This window comes from Azospira sp. MPR-E4 (assembly GCF_058809645.1).
Window position 1 is genome coordinate 27,245 of sequence record NZ_JBXAST010000009.1, and the last position, 14,968, is coordinate 42,212.

The 14,968-nt window shown below is 64.8% G+C and carries 16 protein-coding genes; 5 read left to right on the plus strand and 11 right to left on the minus strand.

Annotated features, from left to right (window positions below; all coding sequences use genetic code 11):
• Nucleotides 1-45: 45 nt before the first annotated feature.
• Entirely contained in the window at nt 46-1,371 is a 1,326-nt protein-coding gene (locus AC1RTA_RS04685; protein ID WP_492784076.1) for a sensor histidine kinase, read from the minus strand.
• Complete coding sequence (locus tag AC1RTA_RS04690; RefSeq protein WP_492784077.1) at nt 1,358-2,026, minus strand: response regulator transcription factor; 669 nt, start codon at nt 2,024-2,026, stop codon at nt 1,358-1,360. The genes AC1RTA_RS04685 and AC1RTA_RS04690 overlap by 14 nt, the downstream gene beginning before the upstream one ends.
• A gap of 201 nt (nt 2,027-2,227) precedes the next feature.
• Here AC1RTA_RS04690 and AC1RTA_RS04695 point away from each other — a divergent pair, with 201 nt between their 5' ends.
• The 5 genes from AC1RTA_RS04695 to AC1RTA_RS04715 all read left to right on the plus strand — a co-directional run bounded on the left by AC1RTA_RS04695 (nt 2,228) and on the right by AC1RTA_RS04715 (nt 5,320).
• Nucleotides 2,228-2,818: a malonic semialdehyde reductase gene (locus tag AC1RTA_RS04695; RefSeq protein WP_205230899.1), complete on the plus strand. Its 591-nt coding sequence runs from the start codon at nt 2,228-2,230 to the stop codon at nt 2,816-2,818.
• Between the two features lie 58 nt (nt 2,819-2,876).
• On the plus strand, nt 2,877-3,059 hold the full coding sequence (locus AC1RTA_RS04700) for a hypothetical protein (RefSeq protein WP_492784078.1): 183 nt from the start codon (nt 2,877-2,879) through the stop codon (nt 3,057-3,059).
• A 41-nt stretch (nt 3,060-3,100) separates the two neighbouring features.
• On the plus strand, nt 3,101-3,265 hold the full coding sequence (locus tag AC1RTA_RS04705) for a hypothetical protein (protein WP_014236701.1): 165 nt from the start codon (nt 3,101-3,103) through the stop codon (nt 3,263-3,265).
• 112 nt (nt 3,266-3,377) lie between these two features.
• Nucleotides 3,378-4,064 carry a c-type cytochrome gene (locus AC1RTA_RS04710; RefSeq protein ID WP_492784079.1) on the plus strand — a complete coding sequence of 229 codons (687 nt, stop codon included), beginning with the start codon at nt 3,378-3,380 and terminating at the stop codon, nt 4,062-4,064.
• A 233-nt stretch (nt 4,065-4,297) separates the two neighbouring features.
• Nucleotides 4,298-5,320, plus strand: coding sequence for a hypothetical protein (locus AC1RTA_RS04715; RefSeq protein ID WP_416243046.1), 1,023 nt, complete (start codon nt 4,298-4,300; stop codon nt 5,318-5,320).
• A gap of 164 nt (nt 5,321-5,484) precedes the next feature.
• Here AC1RTA_RS04715 and AC1RTA_RS04720 read toward each other — a convergent pair whose 3' ends face one another.
• From AC1RTA_RS04720 to AC1RTA_RS04760, 9 genes are all read right to left on the minus strand, one after another.
• The gene (locus AC1RTA_RS04720; protein ID WP_492784080.1) at nt 5,485-5,793 is read right to left on the minus strand and encodes a hypothetical protein; all 309 of its coding nucleotides are present in this window, start codon (nt 5,791-5,793) and stop codon (nt 5,485-5,487) included.
• A 161-nt stretch (nt 5,794-5,954) separates the two neighbouring features.
• On the minus strand, nt 5,955-6,851 hold the full coding sequence (locus tag AC1RTA_RS04725) for a toll/interleukin-1 receptor domain-containing protein (RefSeq protein WP_492784081.1): 897 nt from the start codon (nt 6,849-6,851) through the stop codon (nt 5,955-5,957).
• Nucleotides 6,852-8,260: 1,409 nt separating this feature from the next.
• Nucleotides 8,261-8,491 (minus strand): DUF3079 domain-containing protein, encoded by a 231-nt coding sequence (locus AC1RTA_RS04730; RefSeq protein ID WP_492784082.1) that lies wholly within the window; start codon nt 8,489-8,491, stop codon nt 8,261-8,263.
• 130 nt (nt 8,492-8,621) lie between these two features.
• Nucleotides 8,622-9,239, minus strand: coding sequence for a methyltransferase domain-containing protein (locus AC1RTA_RS04735; protein WP_492784083.1), 618 nt, complete (start codon nt 9,237-9,239; stop codon nt 8,622-8,624).
• Between the two features lie 49 nt (nt 9,240-9,288).
• Complete coding sequence (locus tag AC1RTA_RS04740) at nt 9,289-9,597, minus strand: hypothetical protein (RefSeq protein WP_014236696.1); 309 nt, start codon at nt 9,595-9,597, stop codon at nt 9,289-9,291.
• 63 nt (nt 9,598-9,660) lie between these two features.
• Nucleotides 9,661-10,626, minus strand: a complete 966-nt coding sequence (locus AC1RTA_RS04745; RefSeq protein ID WP_492784084.1) for a rhodanese-like domain-containing protein — start codon at nt 10,624-10,626, stop codon at nt 9,661-9,663.
• Between the two features lie 102 nt (nt 10,627-10,728).
• A complete protein-coding gene (locus AC1RTA_RS04750) occupies nt 10,729-12,222 on the minus strand; it encodes a DegQ family serine endoprotease (protein WP_416243050.1) in 1,494 nt (497 codons plus the stop codon).
• A gap of 254 nt (nt 12,223-12,476) precedes the next feature.
• Nucleotides 12,477-14,066 (minus strand): class I adenylate-forming enzyme family protein, encoded by a 1,590-nt coding sequence (locus AC1RTA_RS04755; RefSeq protein WP_492784085.1) that lies wholly within the window; start codon nt 14,064-14,066, stop codon nt 12,477-12,479.
• A gap of 185 nt (nt 14,067-14,251) precedes the next feature.
• A complete protein-coding gene (locus tag AC1RTA_RS04760) occupies nt 14,252-14,884 on the minus strand; it encodes an acetate uptake transporter (protein WP_014236692.1) in 633 nt (210 codons plus the stop codon).
• Between the last annotated feature and the right edge of the window lie 84 nt (nt 14,885-14,968).

Sequence of the window (14,968 nt, forward strand, 5' to 3'; positions counted from 1 at the left end):
CCGCCCGCAGGGATAGGGAGAACGCCCCCGGGGCAGCAGAAAGACTCAGGCGGCGGCAGACGGTGACGGTCCCTGCAGGGATGCCCCCAGATCCACGCTGAGGACAGCGCCGCCGTCGGGGCAGTTGGCGGCAGACGGCACCCAGCCGCAGGCATTGCAGACGTGGGCCACCAGGGCCAGGCCAAGGCCGTGGCCGGCACCGGGGCCGCGGCGGTAGAAACGGTCGAAGACCCGGGGCAGGTCGTCCGGGGCAAAGCCCGGCCCCTGGTCCGCCACTTCCAGCACACTGCCCCGCAGGCGGCAGGTGATGGTGCCCGACTCGGTGTGGCGCAGGGCATTTTCCAGCAGATTGCGCAGCACCAATCGCAGCAGGGCCGGGTCGGCCCGCACCAGGACCAGTTCCGGCACCTCCAGGGCCAGCATCACCGGCTTGGCGTACTGGTTGCTCAGGGACTCCCACAGGGACTGGATTTCCAGGGACAGGCGCAGATCGTCCTGCAGCTGGGGTCGGGTCTCCCGGGCCAGCAAGAGTAGGCTCTCGGCCAGACGGGTGATGCGGTCCGCGTTGTCCACGATGCGCCGGGAGCGGCGGCAGACCGACTCAGACAGGCCGCCTGTAGAACAGAGCATCTCCGCATCGGTGCGGATGGCGGTGAGGGGGGTACGCAGTTCGTGGGACAGGTTGGCGGTAAACTCCCGCTCCCGCTGCAACAGTTCCGCCTGGCGGGCCTCCAGGGCGTCCAGGGCCTGGGCCACGGCCAGCACCTCCCGCTCCATGCCGTCCTGGGCATAGCTACCCGCCTCCGGCGTCTCACCCCGGACCCGGCGGGCCAGCCATTCCAGGCGCTGGGTGAAACGACCAGAGAGGAAATAGACCAGGGCCAGTACCACTCCACCAATGATCAGAGCGCCAGAGACGATCGTCACCGTCACCGCTTCAAGCCGCTCCTCGTGCTCTTCCACGTCGTCCAGGAGGATGAAGCGGATGCCACTATCCTCACGCACTGCCACATGAAATTCCTTGTTGCCCTCGAAAATTTCGTGGTTGCCGATGGGCAGCCGGGCCAGGTTGTCCGGCACGCTGCCCGGCGGTGAATGGGGTTCGAGCCGGTACAGGGTCATGAATGGGGGATTGGAAAATGCCGTCTCGGGCGAGGTGTGCCACAGCTCGATGCTGTGTTCCACCTGGGTGGTGAGGAGGTTGTCGATGAACTCCTCCTCCATCTCGTCGAACATCAGGAGCAGGGCCACCGACTGGGCCAGGATGATGACCAGGGCCAGGGCCGCTACCCACAGGGCGATGCGCAGGCGCATGCTGGGCGCCTGGCGGTCGGCGGCCAGCTCCTCGGCGGAATGATTAGCGAGCGACAAGTTTGTACCCCAGTCCGTGAATGTTCACCACTTCGACCCCGGCCCCCTCCCCCAGGGCCCGGCGCAGGGTGTGCAGGACGCTGCGCAGGTTGTCGCTGGCCTCCTGCTCGTGGCCCCAGATGGCGATCTCCAGCTCCCGCCGGGAAAAGACCCGGTTCGGCTGCTGCAGCAGCAGGGCCGCCAGGCGCAGGGCCTTGGGCGGCAGACGCAGGGCTTGGCCGGCCAGGCGCAGTTCCTGGGAGGTGGCGTCGTATTCCAGGGGCCCCTGGCGCCACACGCCCGCATCCTTGCGCGGCGCCGCCCGGCGCACCAGGGCCGTCAGGCGCACCTCCACCTCCTGCAGGGCGAAGGGCTTGACCAGGTAGTCGTCGGCCCCGGCGTCGAAGCCGGCCAGCTTGTCCTCCAGGGTGTCCCGGGCCGTCAGCATCAGCACCGGCAGGCTGCTGCCCTCGGCGCGCAGGCGCCGGGTCAGGCTGAGGGCGTCGCCGTCGGGCAGGCTGCGGTCGAAGACGGCGCAGTCGAAGCTGCCGCCGGCCAGGAGGCGCCCCGCCGCCGCCAGGGAATCGGCGTAGTCGCACTGGTGCCCCCGGGATTCCAGGAACTCGTAGAGGTTCTCGGCGATGGACCGGTCGTCTTCGACGATGAGGATGTGCATGGCGCTGTCCGTGGCGGAAGGGCCCCATTATAGGGCGCCCGGACCGCCGTACGGCGAGCTAGCGAATCGTTCAATTAAATTGAACGGTTCCGCCAATTCTTATCGCTTTTCAGCCCTGGCCCGGGGCCCTAGGATGGTCGGCATTCAGGCTGGGCCCTGGCCGGCCCTCCTGCCGCAATAAAACATGAAAGGAAATCAACGATGAAATCTCCCGCCGCCCCCGAGATCCTGGCCCAGGCGTTCCTCGACGCCCGCAGCTTCAACCGCTTTGCCGACCGTCCGGTGAGCCCGGAAACCCTGCAGCAGCTTTATGACCTGGCCAAGTGGGGGCCCACCGCCATGAATTCCCAGCCGGCCCGCTTCGTCTTCGTCACCAGCCCCGAGGCCAAGGCCCGCCTGGCCCGGTCCCTCTCCCCGGGCAATGTGGAAAAGACCCTGGCGGCGCCGGTGACCGTCATCGTCGCCCAGGACACGGCCTTCTACGAGCACCTGCCGACCCAGTTCCCGGCCTACGACGCCAAGCCCATGTTCGAGGCCAACCCGGCCATGGCCGCCAGCACCGCCTTCCGCAATTCCAGCCTGCAGGGCGCCTACCTCATCGTCGCCGCCCGCCTGCTGGGCCTGGACGCGGGCCCCATGTCCGGCTTCGACGCCGCCAAGCTGGACGCCGAGTTCTTCCCCGACGGCCGCTGGCAGAGCAATTTCATCATCAACCTGGGCTACGGCGATGCCGCCGGCAACCACCCCCGGGGACCGCGCCTGCCCTTTGCCGAAGCCGCCCGTATTCTTTAGTCATTTTTTCGATCTAGATCAAACCCGGACGCCGCCGGCGCGCGTAGGGTAGCTCCCCATGGAGACCAAGCCCCACACGTCCGGCCACGCCCACTCATGCGGCACCTGTGGCCAGGCCATTCCCCTCAAGGACTGGCCCGGCACCATCGTCTGTGCGGCCTGTCTCGACCTGCGTCCCGCCGACAGCCCGGCCCACTGCCAGCACTTTTGCGGCGGCGAGGAACGGGAAACGGGCGTCTGATCCCCGGTTTTCAGGCAACCTTCCACCAAGAGGTCCGCACCATGGAATACCAAGTTCAACTCCGCCATTCCGCCGCCCCCGCCCTGGACAAGGCCAACCAGCTCCTGCTGCAGGCCCGGGAATACCTCTGTGCCGGCTGCAAGCGCGACTGCGAGCGCCGCCTGACCCAGTTCGGCCAGGTGCCCCAGTCCTGTCGCCGCTCCTGAGCCGGACCTCCCCCGCCCGCGCCGGCCCTGCTGCGGCCGGCTTTTGACCCGCATCATTTTCAGCCCCGGAGACGGCGCCTAGAATGGCCCTGCTCATTTCTCCGGGTGCCCCATGATCGCCAAGCTTCTCCCTTCCCTGCGCACTTCCCTCCTCCTCGCCGCCGGCCTTGGCGCCCTGCTCTCGCCTCTGGCCGGCCATGCCGACGAACGGGGCAAGGAAATCTACGGCCCCTGCGCCGCCTGCCACGGCGAATTCGGCCAGGGCGGCAAGAAAGGCGAATACCCCCGCATCGCCGGCCAGCAGGCCAAGTACATGGAATCCCAGCTGAAGGCCTTCCAGAAGCGCATCCGGGTGAACATCCCCATGGTGCCCTACACCGAAGAGCGGGAACTGTCCCACGAGGACATGAAGATCGTCTCCGAATACGTTGCCGGCATCGAACTGCCCACCGCCATCCCCACCTTCAAGGACACGGACGACGCCCTGACCCGCCTGCAGGCCATGGAAAAGGTCATGATCGTGCCCCGGGAACCGGGCGACGTGGAGGCCGGCAAGGCCATCTACCAGAAGCAGTGCGCCGCCTGCCACGGCAAGACCGCCAAGGGCCGGGGCATGTTCCCCCGCCTGGTGGGCCAGTATTCCCAATACCTGAAGCGCCAGGTGGACCTCTACCTGAAGGGCGACCGCCCCCACGACGAGGAAACCACCCAGGGCGTGCTCAACACCCTCAAGCCCGAGGATATCCAGAACATCATGGCCTATGTGACGGCGCTGCAGGAAGAAGTGAACAAGCAGTAGGAATGACCCATTGCCTCCGGCTCCATGCCGGAGAGGCAGCAAGGACGGCTCTTTCGGCCATGGGGTGGCTGGGAGGGCCGTTTTTGTTGGGGTGTAGCTGAGGTGGGTTTGAGGCCTTGTCGGCGCCTCAAGCGTGGCGGGGTGTTTGGCCGCTGTGTTCCGCGCCTGACGCGCGGGTTACTGATTCCTGGCGCAAGTAGCCCAAGCGGTACACCGCCGGTTAAGATCAGCCAATGGACAAAAATATGGTCGATTTCAGGGATATTCCTCAGGGCCTCAAGCCCCGTTGGGTATCGCGCAAGGTATGGATCGAAAGGACAAGACGGAACGATCCAAGGCCGCCAATGGCAGATGTACTGGCCTATAACAATTACGCTCCGCGTAATGAGCATCAGAGCAAGCTGAAATCTATTGTTTTCCTGGACTACTACTTCGTCGCCCTCTATGACGAATGCCAAGCGTTGGTCTCTGCAATGGAGATACAGCCAGACTGGCAATCGCAGATGGCGACCATGCTTCGTTATTACCTGTTTTACGACACACTAGATTACTTCTGGCATACCAAGATGACAGCGACGCAAGATGGCCAAGGCTTGCAGATGCAGAATATCGAACGCATGACGAATAACATGGCCTATAGCTTCATGCTCGGCTGGACTGACCAGTCCATCTATCAAGGCTATCTGACCCATGCAGCGCTAAACCAGGGGCATCAACTGTGCAAATATGGTGTTTCTCGCAAACATGCCCACACCTTCATGCTGCGCCTCTTTGCCGACTGGCGGGGTGATGTCAGCCACCCCTTTCTCGAATGGGCGTATGAGTTGCCACTCTATGAAGGATTGCTGGAGCGCTGGCGAGAGCCCGATCCCGAGGCGCTAAAGCCCTGGCTGCAGGCCGCCTGCGAACACCACGCCCATGAGGCCAAGAAGGACACCTCCCGTACTTTCTTCGATTTCGGTGATTTCCGCATCATGCGTACGCCGCTGGAGATTCATCTGCTAATGCGGCTACGCGAACTGGAAGGACTGTCAAATCCGAAGCTCGACCATGAACTGATGGCCCCGCCCTTCGATACTCTGATGCCGCCGCAGCCCGTACTCCCGCCAGATGAAATGATGTCAGGAACACTAAAGCGCGTTCGGAAGGAGTGGCCCGATTTCGACCAGGTGACAGCCCTGGAAACACTCAAAACCATTCCAGCCAAACCTTGGCGATACACAACCCAACAAGCACGAAAAATGCTGGGGCTTTGATGCACGAATGCCCCTAGCGGGGGCTGCGCAACTCGGGCCTGAAGGCCCTCAGACAGTGCTCGCCCTTGTTCCGCCGCAAGCTCCGTTGCTCGGCGCCGCACAGGGCCAATGGCGGTTACCTCGAACGTTTAGGACAAGCCAGCCGCCTTACTCTTGCGGAAGGTTCAGGGGCGATCCGACTCGTCGTTGGCGGGCAAGAACTTTCGATACCGGAAAGGCACGGCCCAGCCGCCCAATAACACTTCGGCCACGCCTCGCAAGCAGTCCCGCACACCCAGCTTTGCGCAGACAAAACTCTCCTGGTGGCCCTCACGGAATACGCCGAAGAGTTCTATGGACGCCTCCGCATATGCCACCGGCACCATGACCCGCTGGACGTTGTAGAGCGACACCTGCATTCCCGGATACAAACCGCCAAAGCCGCGGTTGTGCACATAGAAGGGAATCCGGTGTGCGATCAGCATGCTTTCCATGACAGCAAGCTCTGATGCCGATCGGGGGGCGGCCAGGTGGAAGAATTCCATAGCTCAGTTTTTGTGCTTGCCAAATCGAAAGCTAGATGGGCCTAACGTTCAAGGCAGCCGGCCTTGCGCGGCTTTATGCGCAAGGCCCGTGTTGACCGCAGGGTTAGCCATCAGAGTTCTCCCAAGAGCACTTTTAGCCGGGCCAACTCCTCTTTGGTGGGCTTCCTTGAAATATTTCGCATGAAATCTCGGATGCCACGGAGGTAGTTGGAAATGTTCACAAGCTGATCCTTTCCGTTATCTTCGCCAAGGCGTCTGCAACGAATGATTACGTTGTATTCGGTGCCACGACGTGGATCAACTAAGCAAGCCTCATAAATTTCGGGGAATTGATTTTCGAGTAGAAGGCGAATGTCTTGTGCATCGGCGAGATCGGCAAGCGCTTCAGTGATAACACGGCGCCCCATCCAGTCGAGGCCGGCGGCGACATACTTCCGGTAGCCCTCCGTGACCACCCCGTTGCAGTGAAGTGTGACTTCGGTAAGAAGCGTGAATGGCCATTCTGGCGATGACTCAATGATCGTGAAGTTCAGAATGAACAGGTCGTCATGGAATCCCCAATCCTCGGCCCAATCCATGTTTCCCTTCCCGGAGTGGATTCGACCTTGATCCGCATTTGTGACCTTGGCGACTGCATCGACTATTGCGGATACACCCTTGTCAAAGTCCTTCCGGAAGTCCGCGTACATCTTTTCACGAAGAAACATTGGAATCTCGCAGTCCTCAAGCAGGACAGGAAGGACGACTACTCGCTTCTCATCGAGTTCTCGCATAAGGCCGGCGGAGAGTTCCTTCTTGCACCACTCCGACTGTACGGACGCTTTCGAAAGAACTACGAGTAGCGCACTGGAATCTTGGATCGCCTCTTGAACCCGGCCAATAATCGAATCACCGACATTCAACTCCCACGAGTCCACCCAGACGTGCGCGTTGCGCTTGACCAAGTGTGCCGCAAGCGTATCGACAAACGATTTGTCGGCGTGCGAGTAGCTGATGAAGATTGGCATAGCGCGTGTCCCGATGGCTAACGTTGAAAATCACCGGACGGAGGCAAGCGCAGCTTGCCGGAGGTCCGGTGGATTGGAATGTTAGACGTCACCACGCGGGATACCTCGCGTGAATTTCATCTAGACGTTTGACGAGTAGGGCGGGCGAGGCTGCTTCCTCCAGAGCATGCCGCTCCTGAGGTAGGAATTGCTTAATTGCTCCGTGGCGCACACGCCAATACAGCAGCCCGAAAGATGCCAAGTGAAGAGAAGCAGAATCGACAGCCAGAAGAAATGAGTTAACGGTGCCTGTCGGACTTGCGCTCCCTCCCCCCACCTCGGGTAGGCCTAGCGAGAATGAATGGGCACTGTGCGAAAAGAGAGTGTAAAGCCCACTTTCAATGTGAAGTGGAAGCAGTCTCGGACCGGAGTACCGCGCGTGTAGGTAAGGCGATTTCCCTCGGCTCAGGTTTTCTCTGTGCTTTTCATCGAGCGACATAAAGATTGGGTTCTTGGCAAGTTCGTCTAGCGACCATTTGCGCCCCACGCGATGCCAGAAATCGGACTTTGATGTACCGAGGCGGTCGTGAATTTTCTCAAGGTCAGTTGAGTGATTTAGAAGAAAAAGATGCAAGCGCATGTGCGCTTCGTCTTTCGATAGGCCAACCTCAAGAAAATAAGACGCGGCCTTGTGAACTTCCATGATGCAACGGGAAAGAACACATATGGCGCCGACATCGGGTTCATGTTCTCCACTCGCCAGGGTCAAGATGGAGCGCCCATGCTTAACGGCCTTTGCGAACAAACCGTGACCATAGAGAACGCGCGAAGTGGATCTGGAACTCTCTCGAGCACGAGAAAGCACCTGCTCGCAGATCTCGACTACACCACGCAAGGGATGAACTTGTGACATCTAACTAGTAGTAGACGACAAAAACGTCCAATAAAAATGGGGCTGTCCAATGTCCTGGAACACCGGACAGCCGAAGCGATTGGCCCGCAACGGATTCAGCAAACCTTCCGTTTACTGGCCCCACTAAAAATCCGTGAAACCGGACAGCCTCAAAGTTACCGTCAGCAAACCCGCACCGCAACAGAAAGTTGCCAATCGCATATCCCAAGTAACTGAACCACCACCCCCAACCAATGCGACTGCGTTCGCTACACCACCGGTTTCCCCATCCCCTTCCACCCCCGCCGAGCAGCACAAGGCGGGCGGGGGGCTTTCGGCGAGGACTGTCTGAGGCCCGCAGGGCCGAGTTCCGCAGCCGCCCCGTCCGACTGAGCAGCGCAGGGGAGCCCGCAGGGCCGGGGGTGAGGGTCCGCCTTCTTTTGGCTACTTTTCTTAGCGGTTAAGAAAAGTACGCCCGCCGGGCAACGGCGGAACCCAGCCGCAAATCAACAAACCACGCCCAACCAATCCCCAAACCTCAAGCCGCCGGACCAGAACCCGATCCCGGGGCAGAGGGATCATCCTCCCCCTTGTCCACCTCGATCCCCCAATCCCCATGCTCATACCAATCCTCCCCCAGCAGCTCCATCGGATGCTGGGTGCGGCTGGAGCCGTTGCCGCATTGCAGGTTGTCCGTGGAGCAATACTTGTCGCAGCCCCAGCAGATGCGCTCGGGGTGCTTGGGATGGAGGGGGAATTTCTTGGCCATGGGGATTCACCGGAAAGGACGGGACCGGCCCGTTCATAACCAAGCAGATTACTCGGGTATACGGACCACGCCCTGATCCTGGTCAAAAAAGGGGCGCCGGCGATCCGGCGGCAAAGAGTGGCAGCGAAGGCTAGCGGCGGCGCCACACCTGCCAACGCTCGCCGCCGGCGAAGACCGGGATGGGGGCCTGGGCGGGCGCGTCGACCATACGCTCGAACCAGGGGGAAAGCAGGGCCTCCTGCTCCGCCACGCCGATGCCGAAGGGCGGGCCCTTGGGCTCGTCGCTGAAAAAGAAGAAGCCGGCCAGATAGCCGCCGGGGCGCACCAGTTCGGCCGCCCGGGGACCGTAGCCGGGCCACAGCTTGCGCGGCAGGGCGCAGAGGAAGGCCCGTTCGTACACCACGTCGTAGGGCGCGGCCACGGGGAAATCGAAGAAGTCGGCGCAGCGCAGTTCGCCGCCCCACTCGCCGAGGACTTCCCGGGCGGCGGCGATGGCGGCGGGGGCGAAGTCCAGGGCCGTCACCGCCCAGCCGCGCTGGTCGAGCCAGGCGGCCTCCCGGGCGTGGCCGCAGCCGGGCACCAGGATGCGCGGCGACGTGGCGCTGCCGGGGGGCGGCAGCAGGGCCTCCAGTTCCGCCGGGGCGCTGCCGTGGTCCCAGGGCGTGGTGCCGGCGGCGAAGCGCTTGTCCCAGAAGTCGGGCAGTTCCGGTCGCTGGTGGTCGGGCTTGGCGGACGGGGCTTGGGTCATGGGCGTCTCCTGATTCTTGTATGCGCCATTCTACCGGCCCCGCCCCTTCTCAATGACAGTGGCCGCCCACCTGGAAGGGGTCGAGCAGGTTGCTGCAGATCCAGCGGGCCAGACGGCCGCGCCAGCTCTGGTCGGGCTTGTAGCGTTCCAGGCGCTGGGTGAAGGTCCATTCCCGGGGCAGGTCGAGGAAGAGAATGGTGGCGATGAAGATGTTGAAGAAGACGTCGAGGAACAGGGCCACCAGGGCGGCGGGGGCGATCAGCACCCGGGGCACCGTGGTCAGTTTGGGCCAGGCGGCCTTGCCGGCCATGGTGACGATGAAGAGCAACCAGAAAACGTAGATGTAGACGAGCAGCATGATGTTCTCCCTGAATCGTTATGGATGACCGCGACGGCAATACGCCGTCATGGCCTGGGACGATTATGGGCGGGAGAGGCCGCCGCTGGAAGCCTCATCGGCGACGGCCGCCATGGCGCCACCTCCGGCCTGCTGGGCCAGCCAGGCCTCGTAGCCGCCCCGCACCGGGCGCACGTTGCGGTAGCCCAGGGCCATCAGGCGACGGGCGGCCTGCACGGCGCTGGCATCGGCGGGGCAGTTACACAGGGTCGCCACCAGGGCCTCCCGGGGCCAGTGGGCGGCCCGCTCCGCCAGGTCGTCCAGGGTGGCGGCGGTGGCGCCGGGGAGAAGGCCCGTCTCCCGGATCATGGCCTCGCCGCGCAGGTCGAGGAACAGGGGCGGGGCGGCGGACTGCAGGGCATCGGCCAGTTCCGCCGGGGTGAGGTGGGGAATGGCGGACAGCTTCTCGAAACGGTATTTCTGCCAGAACTTCCAGCCCAGCCACAGGCCCATCAGGGCCAAGAGCAGCGTCACGGCCAGGTCGCCGTTGCCCTGCAGGCGGGCCAGGACCTGCTGCAGTTCGCCCCGCAGCCACCAGCCGGCCAGGATGGCGCCGCCGGCCCACAGGGCGGCGGCGGCGAGGAAGGACGGCAGGGCCAGGCGCAGGGAGCCAGCGATGGGCGGGGCCACGGTGGAAAAGCCGGGGATGAACTTGGCCAGCACCAGGGACCAGGCGCCCCAGCGGGTGAAGCGGGCTTCCGTGGCGCTGACGCAGGAGCCCGGGTTGATGGAGAGGCGGCAGAGGCCGGCCAGGACCCGGTAGCCGAAGCTGCGTCCGGCCAGGTACCACACCCAGTCCGCCAGGACCGAGGCCAGCACGGCGGCGGCCAGCAATTGCATACCGTGCAGGGGCGAGGCGGCCAGGCTGCCGGCCAGCAGCAGGGTCGGCACCGCCGGCACCGGCAGCCCCAGTTGCTGCAGCAGCACGTTGAGGAAGACCACCCAGGCGGCGTCCCGTTGCAGGGCATCGGTCAGCTGGGCAAGGTCCATGGGCGGCTCCGGAGGCGGCAGGGAATTAGGGATGGGGCCAAGAAAAAGGGCCCGGGCTTGTCACTATAGCCCGGGCCCCGCGGGGAGTAGAAGCCGGCGGCCTCAGTCGGTGCGCACCGGCACGTAGAGGCGGGCGTCCTCCCGCTGGATGAGCAGGGCGAAGCGCTTGCCGGCCTGGTCCAGCAGTTCCTTGAGCTGGGCCGGGGAGGAGACCCGGGTGTTGTTCACCGCCAGGACCACGTCCCCTTCCTGCAGGCCGGCCCGGGCGGCGGGGCCGTTCACTCCCACCACCACCACGCCGCTGCTGCCCAGGGCCGCCGCCTCTTCCCGGGAGAGGGAACGCACGGCGAGGCCGACGCGGCCGCCGCCGGCGCTCTCGCCCCGGGCCTGGGGCGCCGTCTCGCTGGGCATGGCGGCCAGCACGGCCTGCTTCTCCAGGCGCTTGCCGTCCCGCAGCACGGTGAGGCCGAGCTTGGTGCCGGGAGCACTGTCGCCCACCTTGCGCGGCAGGTCGGTGGCCTCCTCGATGGGCACGCCGTCCAGGGCGATGATGACGTCGCCGGGCTGCAGGCCGGCCTTGTCCGCCGGGCTGCTGCGGTCTACTCCGGTCACCAGGGCGCCCACGGGCTTGGCCAGACCGAAGGACTCGGCCAGTTCCTTGGTCACCGGCTGCATGGTGACGCCGAGGCGGCCGCGCTGCACCTTGCCGGTCTTCTGCAGCTGCTCCTTGACCTTCATGGCGACGTCGATGGGGATGGCGAAGGAGATGCCCTGGTAGCCGCCGGAACGGCTGTAGATCTGGGAGTTGATGCCCACCACCTCGCCCTTGAGGTTGAACAGGGGGCCGCCGGAGTTGCCCGGGTTGATGGCCACGTCGGTCTGGATGAAGGGCACGTAGGTCTCGTCGGGCAGGGCCCGGGACTTGGCGCTGACGATGCCGGCGGTGACGGAGTTCTCGAAGCCGAAGGGGGCGCCGATGGCGGCCACCCACTCGCCCACCTTGAGGCGGTCCGGGCTGCCGATGCGCACCGTGGGCAGGTTGCTGGCGGCGATCTTGATCAGGGCCACGTCGCTGCGGCGGTCGATGCCCACCACCTTGGCCTTGAATTCCCGCTTGTCGGTGAGCTTCACCGCCACCTCGTCGGCATCGGCCACCACGTGGGCGTTGGTCAGCACATAGCCGTCGGCGCTGACGATGAAGCCGGAGCCGATGCCGCGGCTTTCCTGGGGTTGCTGGGAGCCCATGCCGGGGGCGATGCCGAAGCGGCGCAGGAAGTCGTAGAAGGGGTCGTTGGGATTGATGCCGCTGACGTTGCTGTTCTTGGCCAGGGTCACGGTGGAAATGTTCACCACCGCCGAACCCACCTGCTCCACCAGGGCGGAAAAGTCCGGCAAAGCGGCCAGGGGCGCGCCGGCGGCGGGCCCTGGGACGGCCGCGGCGGAGGCGGCGGCAACCGTGGCGGGGGCGGCGTTGGAGCGGGAGATCAGGGACAGGTCGGCCTGGGCGGCGACGAAGGCCAGCAGGCCGCCGGCGGCAAAGGCGGCGACGCTGCGGGAGAAACGGAACGGCAGGGGACGGAAGGGGATTTTGGTCATGGTCTTATATCCTCCAAAAGTTGGGGCACGGCAGAAGACTACCGAAAATCCGCCGCCATGCGCCTGACCTTACAAGGTGTTACAACGACGACACAGAACGTCATCAAGCAATGCCGGAGGAAATGGGGGCGCCGGCCGCCGAACACAAGCCCTGCCAAGAGGCAGAAGGGACGGCCATCTCCGGCATGGCATGGCGGAGATAGCCGTCCCTTCTAGGTTTGCAGCCACCCATCCTGGTGGCTCCGCGCTAGTCCCTAGATCTGCCGCTCCCGCCCGGCCCACCAGGGGTCCCGCAGGGTGCGCTTCAAGGTCTTGCCGGCGGCGTTGCGCGGAAAGTCGGGGACGATCTCCACCGAATGCAGGCGCTGGTACTTGGCCGCCACCCGCTCGTTCACCCAGTCCCGCAGTTCCGTCGGGCTCGCCGCCGCCGGCTGCCGCAGGACGATGGCGGCATGGGGCGTCTCGCCCCATTTATCGTGGGGAATGCCGAACACCGCCACCTCCCGCACCGCCGGGTGGCGGGCGGCCACCTCCTCGATGTCCTTGGGGTACACCTTGACCCCGCCGGAATCGATCATGTCCTTCTTGCGGTCCACCAGGTGCAGGTAGCCCTCCTCATCCCGGTAGCCCAGGTCGCCGGTATGCAGCCAGCCGTCCTTGAGGGTCTGGGCCGTCAGCTCGGGCCGGTTGTAGTAGCCGCTCATGAGGATGGGCCCCTTGCCCACCACCTCCCCCACTGCGCCGGGGGGCAGGTCGCGGCCGTCCTCGCCGACGATGCGCAGCTCGTAGAACTGGGGCGGGGTGCCCACCGAGAGAGGCTTGCGCAGGGACTGGCTGCGGTCGAGCACGGTGATGAAGCCTTCGGTGAGGCCGTACAGCTCGTAGAAGCGGTTGGGCAGGAGCCGGTTCAAAGCCTGCTTGCGCTCCTGCAGCAGGGGGGCGCCGACGGAGAGGAAGGTCTCGATGCTGGCCAGCTTCTCCGCGGCGAAATCCGGGTGGTCCAGGATGGCGACGATCTGGGAGGGCACCACCACCGTGTGAGTCACCTTTTCCTGCGCAATCAGGTCGATGGCCAGGGCCGCATCGAAGGCCCCGGCCAGGACATAGGTGGCCCCCAGGTAGAAGGCGGGGAACATGGTCAGCAGGGCGCCGTTGAAGACGATGCCGCCGCTGTGCAGCACCACCGACTCCGGCGTCATGCGCCAGGTGGAGGCCAGCAGGGTGCAATAGGCGGCGCGGCAGGCGTGGGACTGCAGGATGCCCTTGGGCTGGCCCGTGGTGCCGCTGGAATACATGATGGCGAAGATGTCGTCGCCGGCGGGGTGGGGCACGGCCGGCTCGTCCTCGGAAGCCGCTGCGGTGAGGGCAGCATAGGCGGGATGGTCGCCCGGGGAAGTCCCGGAATCCAAGGGCGCGGCAGATGAGGGATCGCCCTCCCCCACCACCACGATGCGCTCCCGGGCCAGGGCGGGCAGGGCCTGGCCCAGGCCATCCACTTCCGCCGCCGCAGCGGGGTGGATGAAGAGCGCCGCCGCTCCCGCATCCGCCAGCAGGCTGCCGAGGCCGGCGGCGTTGAGCAGGGGCGAGAGGGGTACCAGCACGGCGCCGATGCGCGGCACCGCCCAGTAGATTTCCAGCAGCTCCAGGCTGTTGGGCAGCACCGTCGCCACCCGGTCCCCTTTCCTGATACCCAGGGCCAGCAGGGCGTTGGCCAGGCGATTGACCCGGCGGTGGAACTGGCGCCAGGTGAGGCGCCGGGTCTGCCGGCCGTCGGCGAAGACCACGGCCGCGTGTTCGGGCCGGTAGCGGGCGTGGTGGGCGATGAGAGTGGTGGGTTGCTGCATGGGGCCTCCGGAGACGGGAGGCGGCAAAGGGCCGCCGGACAGCAGCCAGTCTAGGAAGGCGCCGGGGCCGGACCCAACGATTGTTTTGGAATATTTTTATGACAAAAGAACGGGGCCGGGGAGGTTGCCCTCGCCGGCCCCGCTGGCAGGCGCTCCCGCACGGGCGGGAGCTGCCGTGGTGGCGCTTACTTGGCCGGGCCCTTGCGGATCAGGCCCAGGGGCTTGCCCAGGGGCAGCAGGGTGCGGCCGAAGTAGCTGTTGATGAAGATGGAACCGGCGGCATAGAACCCCAGCAGGGCGATGGCCAGTTCGGACCAGGCGGCGGCACCGCTGAAGAAGGCGGGGGCCACGCCCAGCATGGAGAGGGCCAGGGAAGGCAGCAGCACGTTGATCAGCACCAGGATGGCGGCGAACACCTTGTTGGCTTCGAAAGCCGCCACCATGATGAAGATGGAGAAGATGAAGTAGGCGATACAGGCAAAGGCGAACTGGCGCGGGTCGGCCTTGGCCGCATCGATCTCGCCGAACCAGCCCAGGCTGATGGCCCAGTGCATGGCCACGGCGATCCAGAACAGGCCGTAGGCGCCGAGAACGATGGCGCCGAAGTAGTTGTTCTTCTTGAAGTCGATGGTGGAGGCCCAGATCTGGGCGATGGAACCCAGGAACAGGGCCCAGGGGATCAGGTAGGTGACGCCGCTGGTCCAGCCCAGTTTGGCGGAGGCGGCGACGAAAGTGACGGTGGCCAGGCCGAACACCCCCAGGGCGGTGGGGTCGGACATGACAATCTTGGTCTCCATGACCTGTGCTTGCTGCTGCATAAAAACTCCCTCGCGTTGTGTTTGATTGGATCGAGGTCGGTTTTTGCTGCCCTGGCCATGGCACAGAAAAGGGGGAAAGGCCTG

Excerpts from the sequence above, each read along its gene's own strand:
- AC1RTA_RS04690 (WP_492784077.1), bottom strand. The coding sequence starts at position 2,026 with ATGCACATCCTCATCGTCGAAGACGACCGGTCCATCGCCGAGAACCTC.
- AC1RTA_RS04695 (WP_205230899.1), top strand. The coding sequence starts at position 2,228 with ATGAAATCTCCCGCCGCCCCCGAGATCCTGGCCCAGGCGTTCCTCGAC.
- AC1RTA_RS04700 (WP_492784078.1), top strand. The coding sequence starts at position 2,877 with ATGGAGACCAAGCCCCACACGTCCGGCCACGCCCACTCATGCGGCACC.
- AC1RTA_RS04705 (WP_014236701.1), top strand. The coding sequence starts at position 3,101 with ATGGAATACCAAGTTCAACTCCGCCATTCCGCCGCCCCCGCCCTGGAC.
- AC1RTA_RS04710 (WP_492784079.1), top strand. The coding sequence starts at position 3,378 with ATGATCGCCAAGCTTCTCCCTTCCCTGCGCACTTCCCTCCTCCTCGCC.
- AC1RTA_RS04715 (WP_416243046.1), top strand. The coding sequence starts at position 4,298 with ATGGACAAAAATATGGTCGATTTCAGGGATATTCCTCAGGGCCTCAAG.
- AC1RTA_RS04720 (WP_492784080.1), bottom strand. The coding sequence starts at position 5,793 with ATGGAAAGCATGCTGATCGCACACCGGATTCCCTTCTATGTGCACAAC.
- AC1RTA_RS04725 (WP_492784081.1), bottom strand. The coding sequence starts at position 6,851 with ATGCCAATCTTCATCAGCTACTCGCACGCCGACAAATCGTTTGTCGAT.
- AC1RTA_RS04730 (WP_492784082.1), bottom strand. The coding sequence starts at position 8,491 with ATGGCCAAGAAATTCCCCCTCCATCCCAAGCACCCCGAGCGCATCTGC.
- AC1RTA_RS04735 (WP_492784083.1), bottom strand. The coding sequence starts at position 9,239 with ATGACCCAAGCCCCGTCCGCCAAGCCCGACCACCAGCGACCGGAACTG.
- AC1RTA_RS04740 (WP_014236696.1), bottom strand. The coding sequence starts at position 9,597 with ATGCTGCTCGTCTACATCTACGTTTTCTGGTTGCTCTTCATCGTCACC.
- AC1RTA_RS04745 (WP_492784084.1), bottom strand. The coding sequence starts at position 10,626 with ATGGACCTTGCCCAGCTGACCGATGCCCTGCAACGGGACGCCGCCTGG.
- AC1RTA_RS04750 (WP_416243050.1), bottom strand. The coding sequence starts at position 12,222 with ATGACCAAAATCCCCTTCCGTCCCCTGCCGTTCCGTTTCTCCCGCAGC.
- AC1RTA_RS04755 (WP_492784085.1), bottom strand. The coding sequence starts at position 14,066 with ATGCAGCAACCCACCACTCTCATCGCCCACCACGCCCGCTACCGGCCC.
- AC1RTA_RS04760 (WP_014236692.1), bottom strand. The coding sequence starts at position 14,884 with ATGCAGCAGCAAGCACAGGTCATGGAGACCAAGATTGTCATGTCCGAC.